General features: G+C 54.5%; 24 protein-coding genes. 4 read left to right on the top strand and 20 right to left on the bottom strand.

Annotated features, from left to right (window positions below):
* Positions 1-171: 171 nt before the first annotated feature.
* Positions 172-1,356, top strand: a complete 1,185-nt coding sequence (gene hmpA / locus RAC65_RS10230) for an NO-inducible flavohemoprotein (RefSeq protein WP_375096660.1) — start codon at positions 172-174, stop codon at positions 1,354-1,356.
* 44 nt (positions 1,357-1,400) lie between these two features.
* Here hmpA and glnB read toward each other — a convergent pair whose 3' ends face one another.
* The 6 genes from glnB to purL all read right to left on the bottom strand — a co-directional run bounded on the left by glnB (position 1,401) and on the right by purL (position 9,724).
* Positions 1,401-1,739, bottom strand: coding sequence for a nitrogen regulatory protein P-II (glnB, locus tag RAC65_RS10235; RefSeq protein WP_003848647.1), 339 nt, complete (start codon positions 1,737-1,739; stop codon positions 1,401-1,403).
* A 90-nt stretch (positions 1,740-1,829) separates the two neighbouring features.
* On the bottom strand, positions 1,830-3,164 hold the full coding sequence (glrR, locus tag RAC65_RS10240) for a two-component system response regulator GlrR (RefSeq protein ID WP_006120648.1): 1,335 nt from the start codon (positions 3,162-3,164) through the stop codon (positions 1,830-1,832).
* On the bottom strand, positions 3,164-3,835 hold the full coding sequence (gene qseG, locus RAC65_RS10245; protein WP_033740913.1) for a two-component system QseEF-associated lipoprotein QseG: 672 nt from the start codon (positions 3,833-3,835) through the stop codon (positions 3,164-3,166). Before qseG ends, glrR begins: the two co-directional genes overlap by 1 nt.
* 3 nt (positions 3,836-3,838) lie before the next feature.
* Complete coding sequence (locus RAC65_RS10250) at positions 3,839-5,266, bottom strand: HAMP domain-containing sensor histidine kinase (protein WP_006120650.1); 1,428 nt, start codon at positions 5,264-5,266, stop codon at positions 3,839-3,841.
* A gap of 223 nt (positions 5,267-5,489) precedes the next feature.
* On the bottom strand, positions 5,490-5,807 hold the full coding sequence (locus RAC65_RS10255) for a hypothetical protein (protein WP_375096661.1): 318 nt from the start codon (positions 5,805-5,807) through the stop codon (positions 5,490-5,492).
* Positions 5,808-5,833: 26 nt separating this feature from the next.
* Positions 5,834-9,724: a phosphoribosylformylglycinamidine synthase gene (gene purL, locus RAC65_RS10260; RefSeq protein WP_375096662.1), complete on the bottom strand. Its 3,891-nt coding sequence runs from the start codon at positions 9,722-9,724 to the stop codon at positions 5,834-5,836.
* A gap of 270 nt (positions 9,725-9,994) precedes the next feature.
* Here purL and mltF point away from each other — a divergent pair, with 270 nt between their 5' ends.
* Positions 9,995-11,452, top strand: a complete 1,458-nt coding sequence (gene mltF, locus RAC65_RS10265; protein ID WP_375096663.1) for a membrane-bound lytic murein transglycosylase MltF — start codon at positions 9,995-9,997, stop codon at positions 11,450-11,452.
* On the opposite strand, the gene tadA is transcribed toward mltF, so the two are convergent.
* Positions 11,449-11,943, bottom strand: a complete 495-nt coding sequence (gene tadA / locus RAC65_RS10270; protein ID WP_006120653.1) for a tRNA adenosine(34) deaminase TadA — start codon at positions 11,941-11,943, stop codon at positions 11,449-11,451. The genes mltF and tadA overlap by 4 nt on opposite strands.
* Before the next feature lie 72 nt (positions 11,944-12,015).
* Positions 12,016-12,654, bottom strand: a complete 639-nt coding sequence (gene yfhb / locus RAC65_RS10275; RefSeq protein ID WP_006120654.1) for a phosphatidylglycerophosphatase C — start codon at positions 12,652-12,654, stop codon at positions 12,016-12,018.
* 155 nt (positions 12,655-12,809) lie between these two features.
* On the opposite strand from yfhb, the gene RAC65_RS10280 reads away from it, so the two are divergent.
* Complete coding sequence (locus RAC65_RS10280) at positions 12,810-13,649, top strand: MurR/RpiR family transcriptional regulator (RefSeq protein ID WP_006120655.1); 840 nt, start codon at positions 12,810-12,812, stop codon at positions 13,647-13,649.
* Positions 13,650-13,762: 113 nt separating this feature from the next.
* Here the strand turns inward: RAC65_RS10280 and RAC65_RS10285 are convergent, their stop codons facing one another.
* Positions 13,763-14,140, bottom strand: a complete 378-nt coding sequence (locus RAC65_RS10285; RefSeq protein ID WP_375096664.1) for a hypothetical protein — start codon at positions 14,138-14,140, stop codon at positions 13,763-13,765.
* Positions 14,141-14,653: 513 nt separating this feature from the next.
* Here RAC65_RS10285 and RAC65_RS10290 point away from each other — a divergent pair.
* Positions 14,654-14,902, top strand: a complete 249-nt coding sequence (locus RAC65_RS10290) for a YfhL family 4Fe-4S dicluster ferredoxin (RefSeq protein WP_033741000.1) — start codon at positions 14,654-14,656, stop codon at positions 14,900-14,902.
* Here the strand turns inward: RAC65_RS10290 and acpS are convergent.
* From acpS to rpoE, 11 genes are all read right to left on the bottom strand, one after another.
* A complete protein-coding gene (gene acpS, locus RAC65_RS10295) occupies positions 14,899-15,279 on the bottom strand; it encodes a holo-ACP synthase (RefSeq protein WP_006120525.1) in 381 nt (126 codons plus the stop codon). The genes RAC65_RS10290 and acpS overlap by 4 nt on opposite strands.
* On the bottom strand, positions 15,279-16,010 hold the full coding sequence (gene pdxJ, locus RAC65_RS10300) for a pyridoxine 5'-phosphate synthase (protein ID WP_033740925.1): 732 nt from the start codon (positions 16,008-16,010) through the stop codon (positions 15,279-15,281). Before pdxJ ends, acpS begins: the two co-directional genes overlap by 1 nt.
* A gap of 72 nt (positions 16,011-16,082) precedes the next feature.
* A complete protein-coding gene (gene recO, locus RAC65_RS10305; RefSeq protein WP_039340024.1) occupies positions 16,083-16,814 on the bottom strand; it encodes a DNA repair protein RecO in 732 nt (243 codons plus the stop codon).
* A 4-nt stretch (positions 16,815-16,818) separates the two neighbouring features.
* Positions 16,819-17,724 carry a GTPase Era gene (era, locus tag RAC65_RS10310; RefSeq protein ID WP_033740928.1) on the bottom strand — a complete coding sequence of 302 codons (906 nt, stop codon included), beginning with the start codon at positions 17,722-17,724 and terminating at the stop codon, positions 16,819-16,821.
* A 48-nt stretch (positions 17,725-17,772) separates the two neighbouring features.
* A complete protein-coding gene (gene rnc, locus RAC65_RS10315) occupies positions 17,773-18,453 on the bottom strand; it encodes a ribonuclease III (RefSeq protein ID WP_006120517.1) in 681 nt (226 codons plus the stop codon).
* Positions 18,454-18,583: 130 nt separating this feature from the next.
* Positions 18,584-19,558 (bottom strand): signal peptidase I, encoded by a 975-nt coding sequence (gene lepB, locus RAC65_RS10320; protein ID WP_006120515.1) that lies wholly within the window; start codon positions 19,556-19,558, stop codon positions 18,584-18,586.
* A gap of 9 nt (positions 19,559-19,567) precedes the next feature.
* Positions 19,568-21,367 carry a translation elongation factor 4 gene (gene lepA / locus RAC65_RS10325; protein ID WP_039340027.1) on the bottom strand — a complete coding sequence of 600 codons (1,800 nt, stop codon included), beginning with the start codon at positions 21,365-21,367 and terminating at the stop codon, positions 19,568-19,570.
* A gap of 219 nt (positions 21,368-21,586) precedes the next feature.
* Positions 21,587-22,051 carry a SoxR-reducing system protein RseC gene (gene rseC / locus RAC65_RS10330; RefSeq protein WP_006120512.1) on the bottom strand — a complete coding sequence of 155 codons (465 nt, stop codon included), beginning with the start codon at positions 22,049-22,051 and terminating at the stop codon, positions 21,587-21,589.
* Positions 22,048-23,004, bottom strand: coding sequence for a sigma-E factor regulatory protein RseB (gene rseB, locus RAC65_RS10335; RefSeq protein ID WP_006120511.1), 957 nt, complete (start codon positions 23,002-23,004; stop codon positions 22,048-22,050). Before rseB ends, rseC begins: the two co-directional genes overlap by 4 nt.
* Positions 23,004-23,657: an anti-sigma-E factor RseA gene (gene rseA, locus RAC65_RS10340; protein WP_033740931.1), complete on the bottom strand. Its 654-nt coding sequence runs from the start codon at positions 23,655-23,657 to the stop codon at positions 23,004-23,006. Before rseA ends, rseB begins: the two co-directional genes overlap by 1 nt.
* Before the next feature lie 26 nt (positions 23,658-23,683).
* The gene (gene rpoE, locus RAC65_RS10345; RefSeq protein WP_006120509.1) at positions 23,684-24,262 is read right to left on the bottom strand and encodes an RNA polymerase sigma factor RpoE; all 579 of its coding nucleotides are present in this window, start codon (positions 24,260-24,262) and stop codon (positions 23,684-23,686) included.
* Between the last annotated feature and the right edge of the window lie 5 nt (positions 24,263-24,267).

Raw genomic sequence — 24,267 nt, forward strand, 5'->3', positions numbered from 1 at the left:
GCTTTGCAAGCGGTTTCCCGCTGTTTTTCCCCGCACCCTGTAACGGAAATTTTCCATTTCTCCGTCTGAAAATTTGCCGCTCAGTCTTCCTGTAAACCACAACGCTATTTACAGAACAAAACACCCGGCTATAAGATGCATTTAAAATGCAACTTTAAGTAAGGTATTCCCATGCTTGATGCCCAGACGATTCACATTGTGAAATCCACCCTTCCCGCGATTGCGGCATGCGGCCCCGATCTGACGGCCCATTTTTACGGTCAGATGCTCTCTCATCATCCAGAGTTAAAGCATGTCTTTAACAGGGCTAACCAGCGCAATGGCGCACAGCGTGAAGCGCTGTTTAATGCGATTTGCGCCTACGGGGCCAATCTGGACAATCTGACGGCGCTACGGCCAGCCGTCGAAAAAATTGCCCAAAAGCACGCCAGCCTGACGATCCAGCCTGAGCAATATAAAATTGTGGGTGAGTATTTACTCGCCTCTATCGACGCCATGCTGAATCCTGGCGAAGCGGTGCTCGCCGCCTGGAGACGCGCCTACACAGTGCTGGCCGATATCTTTATCCAGCGTGAAGAAGCCCTTTATCAGGCATCGGCACACCAGCAAGGCGGCTGGCGCGGCACGAGAGCCTTCTTCATCAGCGCGATTGAGCAACAAAGTGACGTGATCAAAAGCGTTACCCTCGCTCCTGTTGATGGTAAACCCATTGCGTCCTTCAGGCCGGGGCAGTATGTGTCACTGCATCTGCAGCCAGCGGGCTTCCGTTATCAGCAAATTCGTCAGTACTCACTCACCACCGTCAGCAATGCGCAGACCTACCGAATTGCGGTAAAACAGGAAGCCGGGGGAAGAGTCTCAGGCTGGCTGCATCAACAAGCCAAAGCAGGCGATGAGATTCAGCTGACGCCTCCACACGGGGATTTTTTTCTCCAGGCAAGTCCGACGACGCCGGTCACGTTGATTTCAGCGGGCGTAGGGCAAACGCCGATGCTGGCCATGCTGCATGCGCTGGCTGCCCGGCAGCACCCGGCAGCGGTCAACTGGTTACATGCCGCTGAAAACGGCCAGCAGCATGCCTTTGCAGATGAAGTGCGCGCAGCCGGTGCCCTGTTGCCTGATTTTGCCCAACATATCTGGTATCGCGAGCCAAATCAGGGTGATGCAGGTCGTTATTATGCGCAAGGCCTTATGGATCTGGCGAGCGTTTCACCACGTCTGCAGGAGGTGAATACCCACTTCTATCTTTGTGGGCCGCTGGGCTTTATGCAGTTCGTCATTCAGCAGCTGCTGGCGGTCGGCGTGACGGCGGACAGGATTCACTATGAGGTGTTTGGTCCGCATAAGGTGATGTAATAATAAAAAAGCCCGCGACAGGCGGGCTTTCGACAAGGACACGATTAAATCGCTTCCTCGTCTTCTTCACCGGTACGGATACGCACCACGCGAGCGACATCGAAAACGAAGATTTTGCCGTCGCCAATTTTGCCGGTTTGCGCGGTGCGCATGATGGTTTCGACGCAGGTGTCCACGATATCATCGCCTACCACCATTTCAATTTTTACCTTCGGCAGAAAGTCCACCATATACTCTGCCCCACGGTAGAGTTCCGTGTGCCCTTTCTGACGGCCAAAGCCTTTCACTTCGCTTACGGTCATCCCGGTGATGCCGACTTCAGCAAGCGCTTCGCGCACATCATCAAGTTTGAATGGTTTAATTATTGCATCGATCTTTTTCATGTCAGACCCTTTCCTCGCGCCCTCCGTGGTCAGAGGGATTTTTTAAGTATAAATGTCGCTGGCCATGCTGCAGGCTGGTGCGGCAGAAAATTACTCTTTAAAGTCACTGGCGTCCAGTTCGTGACGTGACAGCAGCTTATAGAATTCAGTACGGTTACGTCCAGCCAGACGCGCCGCGTTGGTCACATTTCCTTTGGTCATCTGCAACAGCTTGCGCAGGTAATTGAGTTCAAACTGATTACGCGCCTCGACAAAGGTTGGTAATGCGCTGTTTTCGCCGCTCAGTGCCTGCTCTACCAGCGCATCGCTAATCACCGGCGAGGAACTGAGCGCCACGCACTGTTCAATCACATTCACTAACTGACGCACGTTACCAGGCCAGCTGGCGGAGATCAGGCGCTTCATCGCATCCACCGAAAAACTGCGCACCTGCGGTTTGTGACGGTCCGCGGCCTGGCGCAGCAGATGATTAGCCAGCAGCGGAATATCCTCGGTACGTTGATGCAACGCCGGTATTTTCAGGTTAACGACGTTCAGGCGATAAAAGAGATCTTCACGGAATTCGTTTTTCTCCATCGCTTTCGGTAAATCCCGGTGCGTGGCGGAGATAATCCGCACATTGATATCAATATCGTTGTTGCTGCCAAGCGGCCGGACTTTACGCTCCTGTATGACCCGCAGCAGTTTAACCTGCAGCGCGGGCGGCATATCGCCGATTTCGTCCAGAAACAGCGTCCCGCCTTCGGCCGCTTTAAACAGGCCGTCGCGTGCGCTGACCGCACCGGTAAAGGCACCTTTCGCGTGACCAAATAACTCCGATTCCAGCAACTGCTCGGGCAAGGCACCACAGTTGATCGCGATGAACGGCTTGTCGGCGCGCGGACTGGCCGCATGGATAGCCTGCGCCAGCACCTCTTTACCCGTCCCGCTTTGCCCGTTGATCAGCACGCTGACATCCGACTGGGCAACCATGTGCGCCTGTTCAAGTAAGCGCAGCATCTGAGGATTGCGTGTTACGATGGCTTCCCGCCAGCGGTCGTCGCTGACCGGGACGCGCTGCGCGAGCGCTTCATCGATTGCCTTATAAAGCGCATCGCGATCGACCGGTTTGGTTAAAAAGCTAAATACGCCCTGCTGGGTTGCCGCGACGGCCTCTGGAATCGAACCGTGTGCGGTTAAAATGATGACCGGCAAGCCCATATGGCGTTTCTGGATTTCGCCAAAAAGCGCCAGGCCGTCCATCTCATCCATGCGCAAATCGCTTATCACCAGATCGATTTTCTCTTTCTGCAACAGCCGAAGCGCGTCAGGCCCACTGGCTGCGGTGGTCACCTGATAGCCTTCGCTGCTCAGCCGCATCCCTAACAGTTTCAGCAGGCTGGGATCATCATCCACCAGCAGCAGATGTGCCGCATGTTTTATCATTACTGCTCTTCCTCTTGTGGCAACGCCGTTCCATGACTGCCTTCTGGCATCTCTGAGGTTTTGCGCGACGAAAGCTGGCGTTCGATATCGGTTAACCGCTCCAGCTTGCTTTGCGTATCGCTTAACTGCTGCCGTAATTTTATCTGCTGCTGACGCAGCGCATCCGTCTGCGCATCGCTGCTCTGCTGCAGATGGACGTACCGCGAACGTAGCGCACTTAAATCCAGCTGTGCCGCCTGGTTACTGCGCCAGAGCTGGATGAGTGCCCGCAGGTTTTGCGGGAACTGCTCACTGTAGCTGTCCAGCTCGGTGATATAGTCGCGCCGTTCCAGTGGCGTTACGTTGCCATTTGCCATGAGTACGCCCTGTTTAAAGGCTCGCGACCAGCTGTCTACTGGCCAGCGGTGCGCCTCGGCGCGGGCTTCCGCGGGCGAAAGTCGTTCGGCGCAGTCAATACTGCGCATCCAGTAAAGGGGATTGGCAAGCGCGGCAGTGTTTTCAATATGCCAGATATCGCTACAGCGGGTTGTCAGATAATCCACCAGGCGCGTTTCAGGCACCGCGACAGAGTTTGGTGCGGGCTGGGATGCCGAGGTCGCCGGTGAGGAGGCACAGCCGCTGAGCATCAGGGTGCTCAGTGCGCTTATAAGAATCGCGGCAAAAAATTTCATACTTCAGACTTTCCCGGCGGTGGTATTCAGTTCAATGCGAAAACAAACATCCGCGTCATCGCGGCTGACCAGTTGCAGGTTGCCGTGCATACGGCGCAGACAATCCTTTGCGATACTTAACCCCAGCCCACTGCCTTTAACCGGCCCTTTGCGCTGATGGCTGCCCTGAAAAAAGGGCTCAAAGATCATTGCCTGCTCATGCTCGGGAATGGGCGTACCGCTGTTAGCGACCTCAATGATGACTGTATCGCCCTGCTGCTGGCTACGAAGCCAGATGTTACCGGATTCATTGCCATAGTTCACGGCGTTAGAGTAGAGGTTATCAATTACGCTCATTAATAGCATAGGCTCAGCCAGGCAATCTGTGGCCTTCAGATCGATCTCAACATGCATCTGTTTGTTACGCGCCGAAAGGGCGTGGGCATTCACAACGTCATGCACGATATCGTCCAGTTTGATCGCCTCAAGCGTGATTGGCCCATCAGCGAGCCTGCGGTTGTAGTCGAGCAATTGTTCAATCAGGTGCTGCAAATGACGGCTGCTGGTATCGAGTATGGAGACGATTTCTTTCTGCTCCGGATTTAGCACGCCCGCGACTTCATCCGCCAGAAGCGCCGTGCCTTCACGCAAACTGGCCAGCGGGGTTTTCAGTTCGTGTGAAAGGTGGCGTAAAAATTCGTGTCGCTGAGATTCAAGCCAGTGCAGCCGCTCGCTCAGCCAGACAATACGTTGCCCCAGCGAACGCAATTCCCGTGGCCCCCGAAACACCATGCTGCTGCCCAGTTCCCGCCCTTCGCCAAGGCGGTTAATCATCCGTTCGACACTTTTGACCGGACCGATGATCATGCGGGTAAACAGCAGCGTGAGTGTCAGGCTGATAATGAACAGAATCAGCGCCTGCCAGCCAAAGAACTGACCGCGATCGGCGATTTCGCGCTGAAGCTGTAAGCCGCGGGCGAATACCACCTCCCGCGTGTCGTGCACCAGTTGTGCGTTGGTTGCGGAAAAACGGTCAAGCGCCTGCGCAGCACTGCCCATCGGATTACCGTTCTGGCACTGCAGGGTTTCCAACAGCGGCAGCGTGTCCCGTAGCGTCTTAAAAGCCGGTAAATCGGGCAGATTATCAGCATGGGAGCTGAGCATCTGGCTGTAACGAATCCGCTGCGTCTGATACAGCTTCGCCAGCGAGGCATCACCCAGTACGCAATACTGACGATAGCTGCGCTCCAGCTCAATGGCGGTTCGTGCCATGGCTTCGCTGCGCCGGACATCGGTAAAGGTGTTGCGGTTAGTGTCCGCCGCCTGATTGCTGAGTGCGGAGAGGCTTTCCCATGCCTGCCAGGCCAGTACCAGTAAGGGCAGGAGCACCAGCAAAAAGGCCATCAGCACCAGCTGACGCAGAGATTGGGGGAAAAAACGCCATTTTTTCACGCGACGGCTTCCATAAAGATACGCTTACCGGATGCTAGCGGAGTCGGCCCGGAGAAGAAAGAGGCAGAAAAGAAAACGGCAGACCATCTGGCCCGCCGCAGACGCGCCGCCTTAGCCGCGCGTGAGAATGGGTGGAGCCTAACTCAACGTTACGTCCGATGCTTGATAACGATGCAATGCATACGATTATCGGTGTGGTGGACGGCAGGCTCCGTTTGGTGCGTCATTCGGGCTTTATGAGCTCTGACCGCAGCGCGGTGGCATTCATAAACAAGTGAATGAGCAGCGCGATAATTGTAGCAAAGATCATGCCAACAATAAAAGCCCCTTTCTGTTCAGGCTCTTGCAGGTAAGCGAGCAGTGAAAGCGGCCCGTTCAGACCATCCGGTCTGGCAAATGTGTCGCCAAATGCCAACACATTTTCATCGTACCTCTGCCGTATAATAAAATCATAGAGATAGATGTCACCAATCAGCGACATCAAAAGGTGACGGCTGTCTCCTTTTGCCAACATCTCGTGCCCATAAAAAAAGGGAGGCACCTAGCCTCCCCATTTTTTTACGGCAATTAACCCAGTTGTTTGCGCGCGTTACGGAAAATGCGCATCCATGGGCTGTCTTCCCCCCACTCCGCCGGATGCCAGGAGTTGCTGACCGTACGGAAAACACGCTCAGGATGCGGCATCATAATGGTGACGCGCCCGCTTTCGTTGGTCACGGCAGTGATGCCATTTGGCGAACCGTTCGGGTTGGCCGGATAGGTTTCCGTCACCTTACCGCTATTGTCCACAAAGCGCAGCGCCACCAGCCCTTTGGATTCCAGCGCCGCCAGGTGAGCACCATCGCGCACTTCTACAAAACCTTCTCCGTGTGATACCGCAACAGGCATCCGCGAACCCGCCATGCCATCCAGCAGTAATGACGGGCTGGCGGCCACTTCAACCAGGCTGAAGCGCGCTTCAAAGCGCTCAGACTGATTACGCACGAAGCGCGGCCACAGTTCGCTGCCAGGAATCAGCTCGCGCAGGTTGGACATCATCTGGCAACCGTTGCAAACACCCAGCGCCAGCGTTTGCGGACGATGGAAGAAGGCTTCGAACTGATCGCGCACACGCGGGTTGAACAGGATAGATTTCGCCCAGCCCTCACCGGCTCCCAGTACGTCACCGTAAGAGAAGCCACCACAGGCCACTAACGCCTGGAAACGTTCCAGATCGATGCGTCCTGCCAGCAGATCGCTCATATGAACGTCCACGGCGGTAAAGCCTGCGCGGTCAAAGGCTGCGGCCATTTCCACATGAGAGTTAACACCCTGCTCACGCAGCACGGCCACGCGCGGACGGGCACCTGTCGCAATCATCGGCGCGGCAACGTCCTCTTCCGGCCTGAAGTTCAGGCTGACGTTAAGACCCGGATCGTTGTCGTCCTGTTTTGCCTGATGTTCCTGATCAGCACAGGCCGGGTTATCACGCAGACGCTGCATCTGCCAGGTGGTTTCCGCCCACCAGGTACGCAGCGTGGTGCGACTTTCGCTGTACACAGCACTGCCGCCTGAACGAATCACGAAGCGATCGCCCGGCTGTGCGCTGCCCAGCACATGGCTGCACTGCGCCAGTCCATGTTGAGCCAGAATCTGCTCGACACCTTCACGATCGGCGGCCTTGATCTGAATGACTGCGCCCAGTTCCTCAGTAAACAGCGCCGCCAGCGCATCACTGCCCAGCGCCGCGATATCAACATCTACACCGCAGTGGCCGGTAAAGGCCATTTCTGCCAGCGTGACCAGCAGGCCCCCATCGGAACGGTCATGGTAGGCCAATAGTTTCTGTTGGCTGACCAGCGCCTGCATCGCATTAAAGAAGCCTGCCAGCTGCTGTGCATCACGTACATCGGCAGGCTTGTCGCCCAGTTGACGATACACCTGCGCCAGCGCGGTTGCGCCCAGGGTATTGGCACCGTTACCCAGATCGATCAGCAGAAGCAGGTTGTCCTGATCCGCCATCAGTTGAGGCGTCACGTTGCGACGAACATCTTCGACACGAGCAAAGGCGGTAATCACCAGCGACAGCGGCGACGTCATTTCGCGTTGTTCAGTGCCTTCCTGCCAGCGGGTTTTCATCGACATGGAGTCTTTACCCACCGGGATAGTAATGCCCAGTGCCGGACACAACTCCTCACCGACAGCTTTCACGGCGTCATACAGGCCCGCATCTTCGCCCGGATGACCCGCGGCTGACATCCAGTTTGCCGAGAGTTTCACACGCTTCAATGACCCCACGGGCGTGGCGGCCAGGTTTGTCAGCGCTTCACCAACAGCCAGTCGTGCTGAGGCGGCAAAGTCGAGCAGCGCCACCGGCGCGCGTTCGCCCAGAGCGAACGCTTCACCATGATAGCTGTCGAGGCTGGCGGTCGTGACCGCACTGTTGGCTACCGGGATCTGCCAGGGTCCTACCATCTGATCCCGTGCCACCATGCCGGTCACACTGCGATCGCCGATGGTGATCAGAAAGGTTTTTTCCGCCACGGTCGGTAAGTGCAGAACGCGATTCACCGCCTCCGTTAAGACGATGCCATCACGGTGTAACGGTGTGCCCTGCGCCTGCTGTTTGACGACATCGCGTGTCATTTTCGGGGTTTTCCCCAACAGCACATCCAGCGGCATATCAATTGGGCTGTTATCAAAGTGGCTGTCGTTGAGCGTCAGATGCTGCTCTTCTGTGGCTTCACCGATAACCGCAAAAGGCGCGCGCTCACGCTCGCAAATCGCCGCAAATTCAGCCAGCTTTTCGGGTGCCACCGCCATGACGTAACGCTCTTGCGATTCATTACACCAGACTTCCAGCGGGCTCATCCCTGGCTCATCGCTGAGGATATCACGCAGGTTGAAACGTCCACCGCGACCGCCATCGCTGACCAGCTCAGGCATGGCGTTCGACAGCCCGCCCGCACCGACATCGTGGATAAACAGAATCGGGTTGTCGTCGCCTAACTGCCAGCAGCGGTCAATCACTTCCTGGCAACGCCGTTCCATTTCCGGGTTATCACGCTGTACGGAGGCAAAGTCGAGATCAGCGTCAGACTGGCCCGATGCCATAGATGAGGCCGCTCCGCCGCCCAGACCGATATTCATTGCCGGGCCGCCCAGTACGATCAGCTTTGCCCCGACAGTAATCTCGCCTTTCTGGACGTGATCGGCACGGATGTTCCCGATGCCACCCGCCAGCATAATCGGCTTGTGGTAACCGCGCAGTTCGGTGCCGTTGTGGCTGTTGACCTGTTCTTCATAGGTACGGAAATAGCCATTCAATGCAGGACGGCCAAACTCGTTGTTAAACGCCGCGCCGCCCAGAGGGCCTTCAGTCATAATGTCCAGTGCGCTGACGATGCGCGCGGGCTTGCCAAAATCCTCTTCCCACGGCTGCTCGAAGCCCGGAATACGCAGGTTCGACACCGAGAAGCCGACCAGACCGGCTTTCGGCTTCGCGCCCCGTCCGGTCGCCCCTTCGTCACGAATTTCGCCGCCGGAGCCGGTTGCCGCGCCAGGCCACGGCGAAATCGCCGTAGGATGGTTATGCGTTTCGACCTTCATCAGAATATGCGCCGCCTCCTGGTGGTAGCCATATTCCCCGTTTTCGGCATCCGCAAAGAAGCGTCCTACTTCAGAGCCTTCCATTACCGCCGCATTGTCTTTATAAGCCGACAGGACATAATCCGGCGTTTGCTCAAAGGTGTTCTTAATCATTTTAAACAGCGATTTCGGCTGTTTTTCGCCGTCAATAATCCAGTCGGCGTTAAAAATCTTGTGACGACAGTGCTCGGAGTTCGCCTGAGCAAACATATAGAGTTCGATGTCGTTAGGGTTACGGCCCAGCTTCGTAAAGGCTGCCAGAAGGTAGTCAATTTCGTCGTCTGCCAGCGCCAGGCCCAGCGATGTATTGGCATGAACCAGTGCCTGACGGCCTTCACCCAACACATCAACGCTTTTGACCGGCTGAGGTTCGTGGTGGGCAAACAGTTGTTCGGCCTGATGGAGGTCGCTGTACACCGTTTCCATCATGCGGTCATGCAGCAGCGCTGACAGCGTTTGCCACTGGGTTTCCGTCAACTGGGGTGCCTGAACATAAAACGCCAGACCGCGCTCCAGTCGACGGACCTGTGACAGATCGCAGTTATGCGCAATATCTGTCGCTTTTGAAGACCATGGCGAAATGGTGCCTGGACGTGGCGTGACCAGCAGCAAACGCCCTTGTGGCGCATGTTCAGCGAGAGAAGGACCGTACTTGAGCAGGCGCTGCAGACGGGATTTTTCATCCTCACTCAACGGCGCGCTGACATCGGCAAAATGGACGTACTCAGCGTAAATATCACTCACCGGCAGATGAGCGTCCTGAAAGCGGGCCAGCAGTTTGTTTACACGAAATGCCGACAGGGCGGGCGAACCACGCAGAATTTCCATCATAAGATCTCTCGTCTTTGAAACGCCGGGTGCGACGCTTCATTGGGCGCAACAGGGGGAAAACGGGGCGTATTATAGAGAAAGCCACTCCGCGACGAAACCGTTTGCGCAAAATTTATGGCCAACAAGATTTGGCTGATAATTGCGCAAAAATTGCTTTATAAGTTGCTCTGCCTAAGTTTGTTGCGCAAAATGCCCCTCGCTCTGGGAGTTAAAACAAAATCAATACTGCCTTAAAAGACAGAGGCCTTGGAGCCATCGAGAGATAACTATTTGAAACGCCTGAAATTAAATTATCTGTTTATCGGTCTGCTCACCGTGCTGTTAGCACTGGCACTGTGGCCGTCCATTCCCTGGCATGGGAGCGGGCAGGATACGATTTCACAGATTAAATCACGGGGAGTGCTACGGGTCAGTACCGTAAACTCACCGTTGACTTACTACACCGTGAATAAAGTACCGGCCGGGATGGATTACGAGCTGGCGAAGCGTTTCGCCCGTTATCTGGGCGTCAGGCTGGAAATCACGGTGCGCGCGAATATCAGCGACCTGTTTGATGCGCTTGACGACGGCAAAGCCGATTTGCTGGCCGCAGGCCTTATCTATAATAATGAGCGACTGAACCGCTATCAGACGGGCCCCAGCTATTACAGCGTTTCCCAGCAGTTGGTTTATCGTGTGGATAAAACTCGCCCGAAAAACCTGGGCGATTTAAAGGGACGGCTCGTCGTTGCCTCCGGATCGGCTTATCTGTCTACACTCAAGAGCGCCAGAGCGGATCACTATCCCGACCTTGACTGGGCTATCTCGACCGATCAAAGCCCGAAAGCGCTACTTGAGGCCGTCGCCGAGGGCAAGCTGGATTATACGATTGGCGATTCCGTCACCATCGCACTGCTTCAGCGCATCCATCCACAACTGGCGGTCGCCTTTGACGTCACGGATGAAGAGCCGGTGACGTGGTATATGCCCCGCGAAAGCGACGACAGCCTGAACGCAGCCATGCTGGATTTCTTTAATGGCATGGGCGAAGAAGGCGCAATGGCGCGGCTGGAAGAGAAATACCTCGGGCACGTTGGCACTTTTGATTATGTGGATACGCGCACCTTCCTGCGTGCGATTGATACGGTTCTGCCTGATATCAAACCGTTATTTGAGAAATACGCCAGTAATATCGACTGGCGTTTGCTGGCCGCTATCTCCTATCAGGAATCACACTGGAATCCGCAGGCGACATCACCGACCGGCGTGCGCGGCATGATGATGCTGACGCGCAATACTGCCGACAGCGTGGAAGTGGGCGATCGAACCGATCCTGAGCAAAGTATTCGCGGCGGCAGCCAGTATCTGCAAAATATGATGGATAAAGTCCCGCAGTCCATTCCGGAAGACGAACGTATCTGGTTTGCGCTGGCCGCCTACAACATGGGTTATGCTCATATGCTGGATGCCCGTAAGCTCACGGCAAAACAGGGTGGCAACCCGGACAGTTGGGCTGATGTGAAACTGCGCCTGCCGATGCTGAGCCAGAAGCGTTATTACGCGCAAACGACCTACGGCTACGCGCGGGGCCAGGAAGCGTATAACTACGTGGAAAATATTCGTAAATATGAGATTAGCCTGGTGGGCTATTTGCAGGAGCAGGAAAAGCGCCTTGCCCAGCAGGCCGCGCTGGAAGCGGAGATGGGCAAAGGCTATCCTGCCGTTTCGCCACAAGTGGCAATGAATTAGCTTTCGCGCTGCGCCTGTCGCAGCGCTTTTTGTTGCTGACGACGCATGCGGAAAAAGTCGCTCAGCAGCGCCGCGCACGCGTCTTCCAGCACGCCGTGATCTAACCTTACCTGATGGTTCATCCCCGGATGGCCCAGCACGTCAATCAGCGAACCGGCTGCGCCGGTTTTCACATCGTGCGCGCCATAAACCAGACGACCTATCCGGCTATGCACCATCGCGCCGGCGCACATGACGCACGGCTCCAGCGTCACATAAAGCGTGGTATCCAGCAGACGGTAATTTTCCAGTACTTTCCCGCCCTGACGAAGCGCCATAATCTCTGCGTGCGCGGTGGGATCATGCTGACCGATAGGCCGGTTCCAGCCTTCGCCAATGACGCGGTCGCCGTGAACCAGGACGGCGCCTACCGGCACCTCGCCCTCATCCCATGCGCGTTGCGCCAGCGTCAGCGCCCGGCGCATCCAGTATTCATCTTGTTCTTGTGTCACACGAACCACTCCCGGCAGCAAAAAGCGGCGCATTATACCGGGCATGCCGGCAAAACCGAAGCTCAGTACAGGTTATTCTAACTGCTGCAATTCACCTGCCGGCGTGACGCGCCAGCGATGCTGACAAAAGAACAATAACGGGTTGTCCTGCTTGCTGTCGCTGTAACCACTATAGAGTTGCAGTGGTGTGCCGATTTGCTCTTCTAACTGCACCACTTTTTCGTGGCCCAGACAGCGCAATTTCAGCACGCGCCCCCCCAGGCCGCGCTGCATCTGGCTGGCAATCAACTTTACTCTGGGCAGAAACGCCGAATCGTAATAGACCTGCTCCACCAGCGACTGCGGCGAGCCCGTAATCAGCCACACATCCGCATCATCGCTGCTGAGGTACTCGCTGAGACGCTTCTGCACCACCGGAAACGCTTTCACGCGCTGGCGAAACCACTGAGCAAACTCGGCCTCCAGTCGTAACAGGGTGGTTTCAGATCGGCCAAAAGTGATTGACCAGAGTAACAGGCTCATCGGCCAGCGGGCCGCACGCCCTTTGAACAGCAGCCCTGCGCCGACGACGGGCAGCAAAGGCACGACCAGTAGCAGATTCAGGGGTTTACGGCGCAGCAAATAGCGCATGAAAGTGCCAAACATATCCTGTTGGTGCAATGTGCCATCAAGGTCGAAAAACACCACGCGACGTTGTCTCTCGTTGGTCAAACAACTCTCCTTTTTAACGAATATGCATCAACAGCCTCTATTGTAGTCATCTTCGCGCAGCGAGGCGATGACTGTCATTTTTTATTCCAGTGGCTACAATGCTTTTAGAATCATTTATTCCTTGCGGACGCACCGCTACATCATGAGGACTGAGCATGAGTTCATTGCTGCGCATTCGCCAGCTTTATCCTTCACTGGCGCTGAACGAACGCCGGCTGGCGGATTTTTTACTGTCACAACCGGATCGGGCACGGCATTTAAGTTCACAAAAGCTGGCAGAAGAAGCTGGCGTCAGTCAGTCCAGCGTCGTTAAGTTTGCGCAAAAACTGGGATATAAAGGTTTTCCGGCACTCAAGCTGGCACTGAGCGAATCGCTGGCCGATAAAGATGCCATCACCGTGCATAATCAGATCCTCAGTGACGATCCCCTTAAGGCTGTGGGTGAAAAATTACTGACAGAAAAGCTGTCGGCCATTCGCGCGACCCTGGATATTAACAGCGAAGAGAAGCTGAATGCCGTCTTGCAGCTGCTTAAGCGCGCACGCCGTATTTTATTGGTCGGAATCGGCGCATCCGGCCTGGTGGCAAAGGATTTTTCCTGGAAGCTAATGAAGATTGGCATCAATGCCGTCGCGGAGCAGGACATGCACGCGCTGCTGGCCAGCGTACAGGCCATGTCATCCGGCGATGTGCTGCTGGCGATCTCTTACACGGGTGAACGTCGTGAGATTAACCTGGCCGCGCAGGAAGCAGTGCGGGTGGGCGCGGACGTGCTGGCCTTTACCGGCTTTACGCCTAACACTTTGCAGCAGTGCGCCACGCACTGCCTGTACACCGTTGCAGAAGAACAGAGTACGCGCAGCGCCGCGATCTCCTCGACTACCGCCCAGCTGGCGTTAACGGACCTGCTCTTTATGGCGCTGGTACAGAACGATCCTGAGCGCGCGTCCAGCCATATTCGCCACAGCGAGGCGCTGGTGAAGAAGCTGATTTAGGAAGAAGGGAAAACGCATCTGATATTGCGATTGTTGTAAAGTACAATGAAGGAAGCCAGCGATATCGCTGGCTTCTAAAACTGAATTGAGTATTAGCTGTGTATTAAGGCCGACTAACTACTGCTTATATCTTGCGTAGAAATAGGCAAATATTGCCCCATACCTGTGCTGGCTGAGTCGACTGCAGCCTGATTTTTTGCAACGAGATAAAAGGTATCAACAGATTTTTTTGTTGCATGCTCAGCGGAGTAGAGAGCGAATTTAACCACTTTCTTGCCACCGTCATACTTACATTCCATGTCCCAGCTCATTGCCGTTCCGGGCGCGGCTTTACATTTACCCTTACCATAGCTGTATTGCAGGAAGTTATTCGTTTTATTTTCTGCTGCTGTAACGAAATCAGGCCGAGATCCACCCGCGGATAAGCTTCCATAAGCGGTTGTTGCAGCCAGAACAGCCACGCCGGCTATCAAAAAAATTCTTTTTTTCACCTGACACAATCCATCGATATTATTGATGAATGCATATTATCGGAAAACTCTTAATCACGCACCTGATCTCTGTCATTTTTATGACAAAATATTTCTATCACCCCTTTTTTCTGCATAATCCTTACAATTCTCGCTGTGGTGGTTTTTTCTACACGCGGCGCTGTCCCCGCACGTGTATCGCTGAATTTGCTAAAAGTTATACTTTTATGCTTACTCTCCATGAAGACTATATAGATTTAAATCATCGAATAATCAGTAAGTAACGAACATTAATGGTGCGTATGACTTTTTTTAGTTATTCGCATCATGTTTGACGTTGAAAGAATATGCTAGTGTCAGCCGACTCCGCATGACCTTTAACATTCCAACTTTATGTTAATGACCAGCCAGGCTTGCAATTAGAAAGTTACAAAAGTCGTCTAAGGGTTCGACATATCTCATCAGGAATATTTACTACCGCAACAGATTATGTCGCCAAAACGACAAAAAGTATTTATCGATTGGGAAACCGCGATGTCTTTACTGATTACAGAACGATGCATTAACTGCGATATGTGTGAACCCGAATGCCCGAACCAGGCTATTTCGATGGGTGAGATGATTTATGAGATTGAGGTGAGCCGCTGTACCGAATGTGTGGGACATTATGATGTGCCGACCTGCCAGCGGGTTTGCCCTATTGATAACACCATTGTGACGGATCCCCAGCACATCGAATCACGCGATGCGCTGTGGGATAAGTTTGTTGCCCTGCACGGTTAGCTTTCGATAATGACCGTAGCACAGGCATAGTGGCGCTCGTCGGCCAGGGTGACATGGACATGCTGTACACCCAGCCGCTGCGCCACCTCAGCAGCATGATCGAAAAAACGCAGGAGCGGTTTACCCAGCGCATCGTTGTAAACTTCAAACTGATTGAATGCCAGTCCGCCGCGAATGCCGGTGCCAAACGCTTTGGCTGCCGCTTCTTTAACGGCGAAACGTTTAGCCAGAAAACGCACCGGCTGACGATGCTGCTGATACTGCTGCCATTCGGCCTCACTCAGCACGCGACGCGCCAGTCGATCGCCAGAGCGAGAAATCACATCGGCAATCCGCTCTATTTCGACGATATCGCTGCCCAGTCCCAGAATAGCCATTAGCGACGCGCTTCTCGCAGCAGCTGTTTCATGGCTTTGACGGCGTCAGGCAGGCCGCTCATCACCGCCCGACCAATGATCGCATGACCGATGTTCAGCTCATGCATTTCCGGCAGCGCGGCAATCGGCAGGACATTGTGGTAAGTCAGACCGTGACCGGCGTTAACTTTTAATCCGCGGCTGGCCGCAAAGGTGGCCGCCTGACGGATCCGGGCCAGCTCAGCGTCGCGTGCCGGGCCTTCAGGTGCTTCAGCATAGGCACCGGTATGAATTTCAATATAAGGCGCGCCGCTGGTGACAGCCGCTTCGATTTGCCGGTGATCGGGATCGATAAACAGGGATACCAAAATGCCCGCCTCACTGAGTTTTTTTACCGCGGCGTTAAGTTTTTCCTGTTGTCCGGCGACATCCAGTCCGCCTTCGGTGGTCACTTCCTCACGCTTTTCCGGCACCAGGCAGCAGAAGTGCGGTTTGATGTCACATGCGATGTTCAGCATCTCATCGGTGACCGCCATTTCGAGATTCATCCGCGTTTCGATGGTATCACGCAGAATACGCACGTCGCGGTCGGTAATGTGGCGGCGATCTTCCCGCAGGTGCACCGTGATCCCATCCGCGCCCGCCTGTTCGGCGATAAAAGCCGCCTGGACCGGATCAGGGTAATGGGTGCCACGCGCGTTGCGGACGGTAGCAATGTGGTCGATGTTAACGCCTAACAGTAACTCAGCCATGACAATCCTCGGTTCATTATGGTCATTGTATGGAGTGTAACGCGCCCTGATGCGATTCCGCTACGACCCGCATCAGGGCTCGCCGGCAATATCGGGCTTTTTTTTCGGTGTAAACTGACGGAAAAGCTCCTGACTTTTTAACGGTTTGCCCCCCAGATAGGGTTTTAGCGCCATGCGGGTAAAGCGCTTCGCCGCGCGCAGGGCATCCGCATCAGGAAATTCACGCGTGGAGAGCGCCTGCAGGTGTTTACCTGTAAAGCTGCGCTGATTGAGCACCAGACTGGCGATGAAGCCCTTCTCTTCCCGGTAGCTGTAGGTCATGTCTTCACTGACCGGTTCACCACTGCCTGCGCAGTGCAGGAAATCCACGCCATAGCCAAGGTGCCCCAACAGCGCCAGCTCGAAACGACGCAGTGCAGGTTCGGGTGAACCCTCGGCGGCGGCCAGCGTCTGGATACATTGCAGATAGTCAAAAAACAGGTCGGAAAAGGGGATGTGCTGTTCCAGTACCCGAGACAACAGCTCGTTGACGTACAGGCCGCAGTAAAGCGTGATACCACTGAGGGGGAGAGCAAGCGAAACCGCTTCGGCATTGCGCAGCGTTTTCACCTCACCACGACCGCTCCAGCGCACCAGCAGCGGGGTAAAAGGCTGAAGCGTGCCTTTTAACTGAGAACGCCGTGATCGTGCTCCTTTTGCAAGGACACGAACACGGCCTTCACTTTCACTAAACAGGTCAAGCAGCAGACTGGTTTCGCTGAAAGGACGACTATGCAGCACAAAGGCGCGTTGCCAGCCTTCCATTTATTCAGAGATCGTCTGTGTAACCCAGACTACGCAGCGCACGTTCGTCATCTGCCCAGCCGGATTTAACTTTAACCCACAGTTCGAGATGCACTTTGGCATCGAACATCTCTTCCATGTCCTTACGCGCTTCAATACCAATGGTTTTGATTTTGGCGCCTTTATTGCCAATCACCATTTTTTTCTGCCCTTCGCGCTCGACCAGAATCAAACCGTTGATGTCATAACCGCCGCGCGCGTTAGACACAAACTGTTCGATTTCGACTGTGACCGAGTAAGGCAGTTCCGCACCGAGGAAACGCATCAGCTTTTCACGGATAATTTCGGATGCCATAAAGCGCTGTGAGCGATCGGTAATGTAATCTTCCGGGAAGTGATGGTCAGATTCCGGCAGATGCTTGCGGGCGATGGCGGCGATGGTGTCGACATTTTTACCGCTTTCGGCCGAAACCGGCACGATATCAATAAAGTTCATCTGCTCGCTGAGGAACTGCAGGTGCGGTAACAGGACGCTTTTATCCTGGATGTTGTCGATTTTATTGATCGCCAGCAGAACCGGCACTTTGCCATCGCGCAACTTGTTTAACACCATCTCGTCGTCGGGCGTCCAGCGCGTGCCTTCAACCACAAAGATGATCAGTTCAACGTCACCGATAGAACTGCTGGCCGCACGGTTCATCAGGCGGTTGATCGCCCGCTTCTCTTCCATATGCAGGCCGGGCGTATCCACGTAAATCGCCTGATAAGCGCCTTCCGTATGGATGCCCATAATGCGGTGACGGGTGGTTTGCGGCTTACGCGACGTAATTGAAACCTTCTGCCCCAGTAACTGGTTCAGTAAGGTGGATTTACCGACGTTAGGCCGGCCAACTATCGCGACAAAGCCGCTGTATGTAACATTTTCGCTCATTCGAGTCCTGAGGTTTTCAGCGCCGGTTGCGGCGCCGGGATAATACTGTTATTCCAGACCAAGTTTAATCAGCGCCTGTTCAGCCGCTGCTTGTTCAGCTTTACGGCGGCTGGAGCCCACGCCCACCACCGGTTCTGCCATGCCACTCACCTGACAGTGAATGGTAAATTCCTGATCGTGGGCTTCGCCACGAACCTGCACCACTAAGTAACTTGGCAGCGGCAGATGACGGCCCTGCAGGTATTCCTGCAGGCGCGTTTTCGGATCTTTTTGTTTATCACCCGGACTGATTTCGTCCAGGCGTGTCTGATACCAGTCAAGGATCAGCTTTTCGACCGTCTGAATATTACTGTCGAGGAAGACACCACCAATCAGCGCTTCCACGGTGTCCGCCAGAATAGATTCACGACGGAAGCCGCCGCTTTTTAATTCGCCGGGCCCCAGACGCAGGCATTCACCCAAATCGAATTCACGCGCCATCTCTGCCAGCGTATTACCGCGCACCAGCGTCGCGCGCATGCGGCTCATGTCGCCCTCATCCACACGCGGAAAACGGTGGTAGAGCGCATTTGCAATCACGTAGCTCAGAATCGAATCGCCTAAAAACTCCAGGCGTTCGTTATGCTTGCTACTGGCGCTGCGATGCGTCAACGCCTGCTGTAAAAGTTCAGAATGTGTAAAAGTGTAGCCCAGTTTGCGCTGAAGCTTGTTAATCAGGATGGGGTTCATGCGATTCCAGTTCTGTTTTGCGTCTGTCACTCTGCATACCAAACAGGGCTGAGAATCCAACACATTCTGTTTGGTGTGCAGTGGCCCCCATGACGGAGGCCACCCTATTTTGCCTGACTCTCAGGCTGGCTTAATGGATACCGCCGATACGACTCAGTCGTACGCCGGTTGGCCACTGGCCTTCTTGTTTTTCAAAGCTCATCCAGATGGCGACCGCTTTACCGACCAGATTGCGCTCGGGAACAAAGCCCCAGTAGCGACTGTCGGCGCTGTTGTCACGGTTATCACCCATCATGAAATACTGCCCCTGCGGCACAACCCAGCTCGCCTGCGGCTGGCCGGGCTGCTGATAGTACATGCTCGCCTGGCTTTGTGCTTCCGTCACCAACAGAATGTCATGCGTCACATTGCCCAGCGTTTCTTTGCGCGTGGCCAGACGTAATCCACCGCGCATGGTTTCATTCAGCGGCACCTGGTAGAACCCGTTACCGGCTTCGTTACCATCAAACCCGCTAAACGTCTGAACAAACTTGCTTGGCTCAATGTTGCTGTAGGTGACGGGCAACGCTTTGCTGCAAGGCTTGCCATTATCGCAGGCCGGATTAATAGTCAGCGTTTTACTGTAGGGATCATAGGTTACACGATCGCCCGGCAGGCCAATCACGCGCTTGATGTAGTCCAGGCTGGGATCTTTTGGGTATTTAAAGACCGCAATATCGCCACGCTTAGGATGACCGGTAGGAATCAGCGTGGTTTGCGTAATCGGGTCTTTAATGCCGTAAGCAAACTTCTCGACCAGAATAAAGTCACCAATCAGCAGCGTGGGCATCATCGATCCTGACGGGATCTGGAAAGGCTCATATACAAATGAGCGCACAAAGAATACCACGGCCAGCACCGGAAATACGGAGGCAGCGGTTTCAATCCAGCCCGGCTTAGGTGCCATTTTTGCCAGCGTTTTTTTATCGAGCGTGCCGCCTGACTGCGCCTGTGCCGCCGCCTGCAGCGCCCGGCGCTGTGGTGCCCACTTGATACGATCGATCACCCAGAGAATACCAGTAATCAATGTCGCTATCGCCAGGACTAGCGCGAACATATTAGCCATTTAAGATCCTTATTTGCTGTCTTTTCCGACATGCAGAATGGCGAGGAATGCTTCCTGCGGCAGTTCAACGTTACCGACCTGCTTCATTCGCTTCTTACCCTCTTTCTGCTTCTGCAACAGCTTTTTCTTACGACTGACGTCACCGCCGTAACACTTGGCAAGGACGTTCTTACGCAGCTGTTTGACGGTTGAGCGAGCGATAATGTGGTTGCCGATTGCCGCCTGAATCGCAATATCAAATTGTTGACGTGGGATGAGGTCTTTCATTTTCTCAACCAGCTCACGTCCACGATAAGGTGCGTTATCACGGTGGGTAATCAGCGCCAGCGCATCAACGCGTTCTGAGTTAATCAGCACGTCGACGCGCACCATGTCAGAGGCCTGAAAACGTTTAAAATTGTAGTCCAGTGAAGCATAGCCGCGCGATGTTGATTTCAAACGGTCAAAGAAGTCGAGCACCACTTCAGCCATTGGAATCTCATAGGTCAGCGCAACCTGATTGCCGTGGTAAACCATATTTGTCTGAACGCCACGTTTCTCGATGCACAGCGTAATGACGTTGCCCAGGTATTCCTGCGGCAGCAGCATGTGACACTCCGCAATCGGTTCACGCAACTCTTCAATGTTATTGAGCGGTGGCAGCTTCGAGGGGCTGTCCACATAAATGACTTCGCCGCCCGTGGTTTCCACTTCGTACACCACCGTCGGTGCGGTCGTGATCAGATCGAGATCGTACTCACGTTCCAGACGTTCCTGAATGATCTCCATGTGCAGCAGACCCAGGAAGCCGCAACGGAAGCCAAAGCCCAGCGCGGTTGAACTCTCTGGCTCGTAGAACAGAGAAGCATCGTTCAGGCTCAGCTTGCCCAGCGCATCACGAAACGCTTCGTAGTCATCAGAACTAATCGGGAACAGACCGGCGTAAACCTGCGGCTTCACTTTTTTAAAGCCAGGCAGCGCTTTGTCCGCCGGGTTACGTGCTGTTGTCAGGGTATCGCCCACCGGCGCGCCCAGAATGTCTTTAATGGCGCAGACCAGCCAGCCGACTTCGCCACAGTTCAGTTCAGTGCGGTCAACCTGCTTCGGCGTGAAAATGCCCAGTCGATCGGCGTTATAAACCTGGCCGGTACTCAGTACCTTGATTTTATCGCCTTTACGCATGGTGCCGTTTTTCACACGAACCAGCGAGACAACACCCAGGTAGTTATCGAACCAGGAGTCGATAATCAGTGCCTGCAGCGGCCCTTCCGGATCGCCTTCTGGCGGCGGAATATCGCGCACCAGGCGCTCCAGCACTTCAGGTACGCCGACACCGGTTTTCGCCGAGCAACGCACGGCATCGGTGGCATCAATACCGACAATATCTTCGATTTCCTGTGCAGCACGTTCAGGATCGGCGGCAGGCAAATCGATTTTATTCAGCACCGGCACGACTTCCAGATCCATCTCAATCGCGGTGTAGCAGTTAGCCAGGGTTTGCGCTTCAACGCCCTGTCCGGCATCCACCACCAGCAGCGCACCCTCACAGGCGGCCAGTGAGCGGGAAACTTCGTATGAGAAGTCAACGTGTCCCGGCGTGTCGATAAAATTGAGCTGGTAAGTTTCACCGTCTTGGGCTTTGTAATCGAGCGTCACGCTCTGTGCTTTGATGGTAATACCACGTTCACGCTCAAGGTCCATTGAGTCCAGAACCTGCGCGGCCATCTCGCGGTCAGTTAATCCGCCACAGATCTGAATCAAGCGGTCAGAGAGCGTGGATTTACCGTGGTCAATGTGGGCGATGATGGAGAAATTTCTTATGTGCTTCATTTATAGAGATATCTTCACGTAGAGAATCAGTTAGAAACCTGAGCACAGACACATTCAGGAAGATCGCTCTTAACCCACAATCCTGTCAGCCTCATTAATGACGACGCATATTACACTGTTAAGGCCGCGCATAAAAGAATGGAACGTCGTGGAAACGAAACAGTTTTTTGCACGTCAGGCTTAAGACAAAAGCCGCAACAAGTGCGGCTTAAGCAGGGGTCAGGCTTCGCTTTCAACACGAAGCGCATCTGGGGGCAAGGCGATATTAAGGATAACCGGCTGGAAGGCCTCACTATCGCCAAATTTCATGGAAATGCCTTTGGCGACGATAAAGCCGCCAACTCCGCCTAACAGCGCGCCGCAGGCGGCGGCCAGGTCGCTGCCGAACAGGGCCTGGAACAGACCTGCGAACAGAAACAGGCCAAACAGCGGCGTCATGTATACCAGCAGTGCCGAACCGAGCAGGCTGCTCTCTTTGATGCCCAGTTCGACACGTTGGCCCGGAGCCAGGGGCTTGCTGCTGGCGATTTGCATCACATGCGCATTCTTTGGCCCCAGCTTATTCAGCATATGGCTGCCACAGCCTTTGCGTGCCTGGCAGCTGTTGCAGGAGGTTTTGGCTTCGGTATGCAGTGTGGCGATACCATCCTGCCATGCCACCACGGTGGCCCATTCTCTCATCATTTTTTTGCCCCAGGATTAACACTGTCCGCGATACGTTTGGCCGTCGCAGGCGGTAACTCGCCAACGACCGTAATTTCGTAATTATCGCGTATTACGGTTTCCACCGTACGACGTCCCGTGCGCAATGTCTGTGCGACGCTGTTTTTATCTGCCGGCGTAACGTTTACAGCAAAGCTAAACAGACCATCGCTGTACAGCCGGGATTCAAGGGATTTATTTAACGCGGGAAGCATACGCCGGCTTTGGGAAACGAGCGTCATCCCTGCGGGAAGCCAGGCGGGCTCCCAGTCCAGCGTCGCGTTGTCTGATTTGGTTAATGAGAGCGACGGCGGCAGATTGGCTTTTTCAAGGCCCTGCATCAGGTTGCGTACGCCATCATCCACCGCGAAGCTGATCACGCGAAACTGTTCCATCGTTTCACCGTCACGATCCAGCAGATCTACGCGCAGCGGCAGCTTGGTATCCACATCCAGCCATACAACATAGCTGTAGCGCGTGCCATCGCGCGACACTACGCGCACCACATCACACATCTGATCGGCAATGCGGGAACGGCCGACGGTAATAAAGTCATAAGCCGCATCAAGCTTGGCAAAGTCGGCGTAGATAATCGATGGCAACGCATCGACGATGTGATTGCCGGGAAGCGAGAAAGGCTCAATACCCGGTTCGAAATAGCTGATGTCGTTGCCGCGCTGAATGACTTCGCGACGCGGACCGTCCATCTGCAGAATCTGTGCATAGACGCGATCGTCGATTACTGCGTGACGATAACGGAGCGATTCCATACCAAGACGGGAAACGTTGATGTAGGCGAATTCGTAGTTGAGCGTCTGACTTGCCTGCTCCATCTGCTGTAATAACGCCCCAGACGCAGAAACCTGCGCTGGGGCGGCAGTGGACCACAACAGGCTGCCCGTCAGAAGACTAACGGCATACCATAGCGGCTTCATTACTGCTGCTGCATTCCTAATGACTGATTACCCGGTACATTGGCCTGCGCTTGTTTTGGCGCATTGGTTTCGAACTGCAGCTGATCGGCGTGCAGACGACGCTGAAGTTCGTAGTCCTGCAGCATGGCGTTCACGCGGCGACGCTGGTCCTGCACCTGTTGTGAGGCATTGCCTGAACCAAACATATCCGAAGGGACACCCAGACTGACAGGTGACGCTTTGCCCATCACTGGCAAGGTGTTGAATACCGGTGAGTCAGAGCTTTCCACGCTGCCGTTGGTGGGTTGGTTATAGTGCTGAACACCCACAATTACCGCCAGGGAAACACAGGCGGCGACGCCGACCTGCGTAATCTGGGCCGCCCAGGGGCGAACTTTGTGCCAGAACGGCATTTTTTCCCAGCGAGAAGGCTCGGGCTGTGCTTCAGGAATCAGGGACGTCACATTACGCTGTGGCTCGTTTTCGATGGCAGCGGCAACGCGAGCAGAAATATCAAAATGCAGGTGTTCACCAACATCGCCGCGCATGGTATCGCGAATCAGATGGTAGCGTTCCCAGCTTTTTTGTAGATCTGCATCCTTAGACAGGGCTGAAATCAGCGCGTTATCTAAAGCCTCACCATCCATTAAAGCGGAAAGTTTTTCTTTCTGCATGCCTAATACCCTTCCAGTAGCCGTTATCACTGACGTTGGATAAGCGGTTGAACTTTATTATCAATGGCCTCACGTGCACGGAAAATACGTGACCTTACCGTGCCCACCGGGCAATCCATAATGACGGCGATCTCTTCATAGCTCAGACCGTCAAGTTCCCTGAGGGTAATTGCCATTCGCAAGTCCTCAGGAAGCGCCTCGATGGTACGAAAGACGATTTGTTTCAGTTCATCAGACAACATTAAGTTCTCAGGGTTCGAAATTTCTTTTAACGCACCCGCACTTTCGAAATTTTCCGCATCAATTGCATCAACATCGCTGGAAGGCGGACGGCGTCCCTGAGCAACCAGATAGTTTTTGGCTGTATTCACGGCAATCCGATACAGCCAGGTGTAAAACGCGCTATCGCCACGGAAAGAATCCAGTGCCCGATACGCCTTAATAAATGATTCCTGAACGACGTCAGGCACATCGCCTGAAGGCACATACCGTGAGACCAGGCTCGCGACTTTATGCTGGTAACGGATCACCAGTAAGTTGAAAGCTTTTTGATCCCCCTTCTGAACCCGTTCAACCAGAACCTGGTCCGCTAACTGCTCGCTCATCCGAG

The organism is Pantoea sp. BS_8 (genome assembly GCF_041954965.1).
Classification (GTDB): domain Bacteria; phylum Pseudomonadota; class Gammaproteobacteria; order Enterobacterales; family Enterobacteriaceae; genus Pantoea; species Pantoea stewartii.

Excerpts from the sequence above, each read along its gene's own strand:
- hmpA (WP_375096660.1), top strand. The coding sequence starts at position 172 with ATGCTTGATGCCCAGACGATTCACATTGTGAAATCCACCCTTCCCGCG.
- glnB (WP_003848647.1), bottom strand. The coding sequence starts at position 1,739 with ATGAAAAAGATCGATGCAATAATTAAACCATTCAAACTTGATGATGTG.
- glrR (WP_006120648.1), bottom strand. The coding sequence starts at position 3,164 with ATGATAAAACATGCGGCACATCTGCTGCTGGTGGATGATGATCCCAGC.
- qseG (WP_033740913.1), bottom strand. The coding sequence starts at position 3,835 with ATGAAATTTTTTGCCGCGATTCTTATAAGCGCACTGAGCACCCTGATG.
- purL (WP_375096662.1), bottom strand. The coding sequence starts at position 9,724 with ATGATGGAAATTCTGCGTGGTTCGCCCGCCCTGTCGGCATTTCGTGTA.
- RAC65_RS10280 (WP_006120655.1), top strand. The coding sequence starts at position 12,810 with ATGAGTTCATTGCTGCGCATTCGCCAGCTTTATCCTTCACTGGCGCTG.
- RAC65_RS10290 (WP_033741000.1), top strand. The coding sequence starts at position 14,654 with ATGTCTTTACTGATTACAGAACGATGCATTAACTGCGATATGTGTGAA.
- acpS (WP_006120525.1), bottom strand. The coding sequence starts at position 15,279 with ATGGCTATTCTGGGACTGGGCAGCGATATCGTCGAAATAGAGCGGATT.
- pdxJ (WP_033740925.1), bottom strand. The coding sequence starts at position 16,010 with ATGGCTGAGTTACTGTTAGGCGTTAACATCGACCACATTGCTACCGTC.
- recO (WP_039340024.1), bottom strand. The coding sequence starts at position 16,814 with ATGGAAGGCTGGCAACGCGCCTTTGTGCTGCATAGTCGTCCTTTCAGC.
- era (WP_033740928.1), bottom strand. The coding sequence starts at position 17,724 with ATGAGCGAAAATGTTACATACAGCGGCTTTGTCGCGATAGTTGGCCGG.
- rnc (WP_006120517.1), bottom strand. The coding sequence starts at position 18,453 with ATGAACCCCATCCTGATTAACAAGCTTCAGCGCAAACTGGGCTACACT.
- lepB (WP_006120515.1), bottom strand. The coding sequence starts at position 19,558 with ATGGCTAATATGTTCGCGCTAGTCCTGGCGATAGCGACATTGATTACT.
- lepA (WP_039340027.1), bottom strand. The coding sequence starts at position 21,367 with ATGAAGCACATAAGAAATTTCTCCATCATCGCCCACATTGACCACGGT.
- rseC (WP_006120512.1), bottom strand. The coding sequence starts at position 22,051 with ATGATGAGAGAATGGGCCACCGTGGTGGCATGGCAGGATGGTATCGCC.
- rseB (WP_006120511.1), bottom strand. The coding sequence starts at position 23,004 with ATGAAGCCGCTATGGTATGCCGTTAGTCTTCTGACGGGCAGCCTGTTG.
- rseA (WP_033740931.1), bottom strand. The coding sequence starts at position 23,657 with ATGCAGAAAGAAAAACTTTCCGCTTTAATGGATGGTGAGGCTTTAGAT.
- rpoE (WP_006120509.1), bottom strand. The coding sequence starts at position 24,262 with ATGAGCGAGCAGTTAGCGGACCAGGTTCTGGTTGAACGGGTTCAGAAG.